The following is a 4,968-nucleotide window of genomic DNA, read 5'->3' on the forward strand; positions in this document are numbered from 1 at the left end:
AAGGCATTCGTATATATCCCCAAAGACTTTTAGAGTTTAGAATCATTGCAGAGCCTAGTTTGTAGGCTAAATGATTGTGGATTCTGTGTTTTGCGGTTATGAGATAGATACTAGGGACTTGGTTGTTCTTTGATGACTTTTTCAGTGCTAGCTTGTTTAGGCTGCTCTTTTCTTTTTCTTTTTGGAGCAATACATTAAACAAATGCTCTTTAAACATTTCATTTTGAGGTTCTTTTTCATAGGATTTTATAGCAAATTTTAGAGTTTGTTCAAAATTCTTTTGGAATTCACAAATTTTAGAAGCAATATAGGATAGATTAGCATATTCGCTTACGATTTGTTTAGTAAAGTTTGGGAATAAAGGAGCATAAGCAATGCCAAACCAATTTTCACTTTTCACAAATAATGTATCAAAAAAATCTTTTTCTTGCAAATACTCTTTTGCTTGACTATTTGCTAGATTTAAATCCTGCAATATCAAATACTTTAATAGATAAATCTTAAATTTCGGATTTGCAGAATCTAATCCTATGGCTTCCTTTGCATAAGAGATTAGGCATTTTGTGTCTCCTCCGACTTCCTCACATAAAATCATTTTATGAAAAAGGGAAAACGCCTTTTGTGATTTACTTAAGTTCAAACTAGAATAATCTCTTTGTAAAAACTCGTATTGTTCTATTGGAGAAAAAACAGAATAATTATTAATAAATTCTTGATTACCAATATAATGAGCTAATCTCACAACAGCAGAGTGCGTGCCATACAATCTTTTTGCTCGAGACATAAAAATAATATCAAAAAGAAAATTTTCAATGTTAGAATAGTTTCGATTTGATTTGAAATTTTCAATAAAAAGGATATTATCTTGATTAGCAATCTCTACGATTTTTCGCAAAGATGTAACATCATCACCAACTAAAACAACTTTTCCTTTTAAATTTTTTGCGATATTAAGAGCTAGTTCTGCATAAGTTGCGTGTTTAACACTTACCATATTCCATTTGCGAAAATTGGAATAATCATAAATGGTGTCTCCACTTCGAACATGAAGTGCAGAAAAATTGCCTAAATTCTTAGCTTGATTCTCTGCTTCACCAATGATTATGCTCAAAGAATCACAAAATTCAATTTCCTTGAAAGTTTCAGACAAAATTGCCCTATCTTGTTGAGTTAAATCAGAAAAAACCCCAAAAACATCACTCAAACCATAAACAAAACTTTCTTTAAGTTGATTTTCAAAAGCTGCTTGAAACTGCTTAAAAGTCCGAAAAGGTCGCCCAAGGCATAAATTTAAGCTAGAACCTCTATCGTAGTCTTTAATATAAAATTTTTCTATAAATCTTTTAGAAAAGATTTTCTCTTTCTTATCACAAGACGCTCCTATAATTTTTTGCTCATTTGAGCCTTGCCAATTAACATTCTGCTCCCTTTGTTTTAAAAACTGACCTTCCTCCCACACAAATTTTGCTAAATGAATATCGCCTAGTTTTTTAGCTAAAAAGAGTGTAGTAAGCAAAGAGATTAGTCTGCTTCCTAGTCCATCTGTACGTTCCGAAATAAGGAATGTTGAAGTATTCATTTGTTATTTTTATATTCCTTGTAGTCTTTATATAGCATTATTGGTAATAAAAAAATCTTCCATGACCTTAAACTGGTAACCAAAGTATGCCCTAAACGATAAGAGAGTTGTTTCTTGATTTTTTGCTGCCCAGCCTTGTAAGCATCTTGTTCTTTGCTTTTATTGGGGGGGGGGTGGGAATAGAATCACATAGCTTTTTAAGACTAGAATGAATAAAAGTCTTTTCAAATCGTTGTGAAAAATAAAATTGTATCAATACTGAATTGGAGATATTTTTTACCATTAAATCCTCAAGATTCAATCTTTCTTTGGGATAATACATATGCGTAAGAGCTGTGCCGAAAACTCCCCAATGCACATAACCATACTCAAACAATAAATTGTCTAACTCAACAAAGTCATCAATATGGTTTGCTTCAGCGTAGATTATGGGACGATTCTTGAAAATTAATTTTTTTGCTCCTCTAATTACTTTACATTCCCAACCTTCAACATCAATTTTCATTACAGAAACAAATTCTCGTATGTCATAACTATCGATTGTTCTACATTCTATAAAATCTTGCTTATCTTCATTGCAAGATTCCAAGAACATTCCACCGAAATTATTTGTAAATTCTCTCGGAAAATAAGCTTTTTCATATTTATCTGATATTCCTGTTTCAAAAATAGATATTTTGTCTTGAAAATGATTAATTCTTACGCTTTCTTGCGCAATTTCAACCATTTTTGGATTAGCCTCAAAAGCAATAACACGATAGCCATTTGCCGCTATAAATAAAGAATGATTTCCAATATTCATTCCACAATCTAAAAAAATTCCTCCTTGAATCCCCATCGAGAGTTTCTTTAAAACATCTTTGAGCATTTCAAATTCATAAGGTTTTTTAGTTCTCCATATAGTTCTTTGAATGTAATCTTCCTCTTTGTAGGGTAGATACATTTTCAGATTATGTTTTGCATCAATCTCTACATTTACTATATTTTCAATTTCCATTTTAAATTCTCCCATGATTATTAATATACATTATGAATCATCATCTAATTCTAATATTGCCCTATAAACTCTCTCACAACATTTCCCATCTCTAAACTCAAAGGTATTCTCTATATTGGATTGGTAGGGTTCTCCGACTTTACAATCATTTTGCAATAAAACCTCTAGTTCTTTAAGCAACTCTTCTTCTGTGGTAACAACAGGACCAAAACCATCTTTGCGGTAATCAAAGTATCCCCTCTGTCCTGAATGATATTCAAGATTAAAAAAATCTTCCTCATCAAATTGATAATATAATACAGGCTTTTTAAGATATGCCATTTCAAAAGCTACACTAGAATAATCTGTAATCATCAAAGAAGATTCGCAAAATAAATTAGAAAGGCTTTGTCCGCAATCTCTACCATTTTGTTTTATATAATCTGGAATTGAAAAGTATTTATTAAAATTCTCACGTGCATTAATATGGGGGAAAAATAAAATAGAATAATGATTAATTGCGGTTATTTCCTGTAGTTGTTTATTCTTAAGTAAGGATGTCCATTTTAAAAAATAATGACTTTGAATAAATTTTTCCTCTGAATCATCTATCTTTAAATACCTCCTCCAAGTTGGCATTATTAAAATTTGTCTTATTTTTGCAATCTTTTGACTATTGAGCAATAATCTATCATGTCTAGGAAGACCCAAAAGCTTGACTTCTTTTTTGCCAAATTTATACCTATTGCCATCATTAACAATGGAATTAAACTCATTTTTAGTTGAAACATTAAATAAATTGATATGTTTGGGGTTTAACCAAGACGATAAGTCATCTTTAATGATTCCATGTTGTAAAAATATAAAATGACATTTTTTAAAATATCTTAAAAAATATTGATCTGCGTGTGAAGAAATGATTTTATTTGCCTTTTTTGCAATTAAGGGAAATTTATACGAATTGAAATCAATCAAATTAAATCCGTCTTTTTGAAGCCTATTCCAATCAAGGGAAGTCTTATCCAAAGCAAAAATAATCTTTTGCTTGGGATAATTCTTAGAAATATAACGATATAAAACCTCTGCACTTTCATCGGCTTCTATGTCACGATCTATAAAAACCCATATTCCATTTGTTTTGCTTTGAGGTATTGATTGCCAAATTAATTCTGTGTTAAGACTTTCAAAATTATCTCCCTTGAAAATAATTTCTGTTTTTTTATCTCCTATAACGACTTCAAGTTTTTGTAAATCTTGAGGGATTACTATCCAAAGTCTTACTTCATAGCAAAAAACTTCAGATAAGTAATTATGCCTCATAATTTTTGTATATTTGGGATAGATTTCTTTGCCATCTAAATAAAGTTTTGCTATTTCATTAATATTTGGAGTAAAATATTTTACAAAAACTTGCTTTTTTATTGAATCAAATTCCCCTACATAGCATCGCTGATAGGGTGGATGCTCGCCTTTAAAACAATTTAAGATTCCAACTTTATGATAAAACCAACAACCAACCAAATTAAAATTTAAAATAACATCTGTATTGATATAATAAAAAACTTTTTTAAGTTTATCCAAATACTCTTGTTTTTGATTATCTATTGACAATAATGAATCGTTATTAATAACTTTCTTAATAATCCAAAAATTTTGATAAAGACAAAAATTTTGAAAATATAAATCTAATGATTTCCTTTGTGATAATATTTTCTGCATTTCCGTCAGCAAGAGTAAGAAGTTTGAAATAGAGGTTAAAAAATTAGAGGTTGAAGAATTATGACCTTTCCTATAATAATATAAAGCCGTTTTTAAGAAGCCTACTTTACCCTCTTTATATAAGAAATCACAATATTGCCAAAGAAACAAAGCGTCTTCAAAGTTATTTTTAAACGCTTCCGATTCATTAAAAACAAGTTTATTTTTATATATTGAAGACAATAGAAATAAAGAGACAGTTGAGCTTTGAACTTCGTTATATAAATTTTTAATATATTCTATTTTATTACCTGATTCAAACTTAAAAGAAGTCGGATGTTTAATGTATTTATTGCCAGAATAAATAATAACATTAGTAAAAATAACAGCAATTCTTTCTTTGATTCTCCCTAAAAACCTATCCACTTCATAGAAATAATCTCTATCCAAGAAATCATCAGGGTCGGTAAAGGTTACCCAAATGGGCTTGTAGCTAGGATTATGGATTGCTTCGTCCGCTTCGCCTCCTTGCAAAGGCGTAGTGATTTCCGCACTTGACCCCTCAAGATAGCCTAGTTTCTCCTGCAACCATTGAAGCCCTAGATTCCTAGCACTCGCTTGTCCGCCATTTTCTTTATGTAAATAGACGATATTTTCTGGAAATCTTTTTTGATAATTTTTGATGATTTTTGCACTATTGTCGGTGCTACCATCA

The 4,968-nt window shown here is 30.3% G+C and carries 2 protein-coding genes and 1 pseudogene; all 3 read right to left on the minus strand.

Annotated elements, in window-relative coordinates; genetic code table 11:
* Positions 1 to 1,579, minus strand: a pseudogene (locus tag Q1553_RS06830) (hypothetical protein); the annotation flags it as partial.
* A gap of 91 nt (positions 1,580 to 1,670) precedes the next feature.
* Complete coding sequence (locus Q1553_RS06835; protein ID WP_300675802.1) at positions 1,671 to 2,576, minus strand: FkbM family methyltransferase; 906 nt, start codon at positions 2,574 to 2,576, stop codon at positions 1,671 to 1,673.
* A gap of 30 nt (positions 2,577 to 2,606) precedes the next feature.
* Positions 2,607 to 4,968: CDP-glycerol glycerophosphotransferase family protein (locus Q1553_RS06840; RefSeq protein ID WP_300842848.1), on the minus strand; the 2,362-nt coding region annotated here is incomplete at its 5' end.

Origin of the sequence: Helicobacter sp. UBA3407, assembly GCF_949747025.1 — a bacterium.
Taxonomy (GTDB): Bacteria; Campylobacterota; Campylobacteria; order Campylobacterales; family Helicobacteraceae; genus Helicobacter_D; species Helicobacter_D ganmani.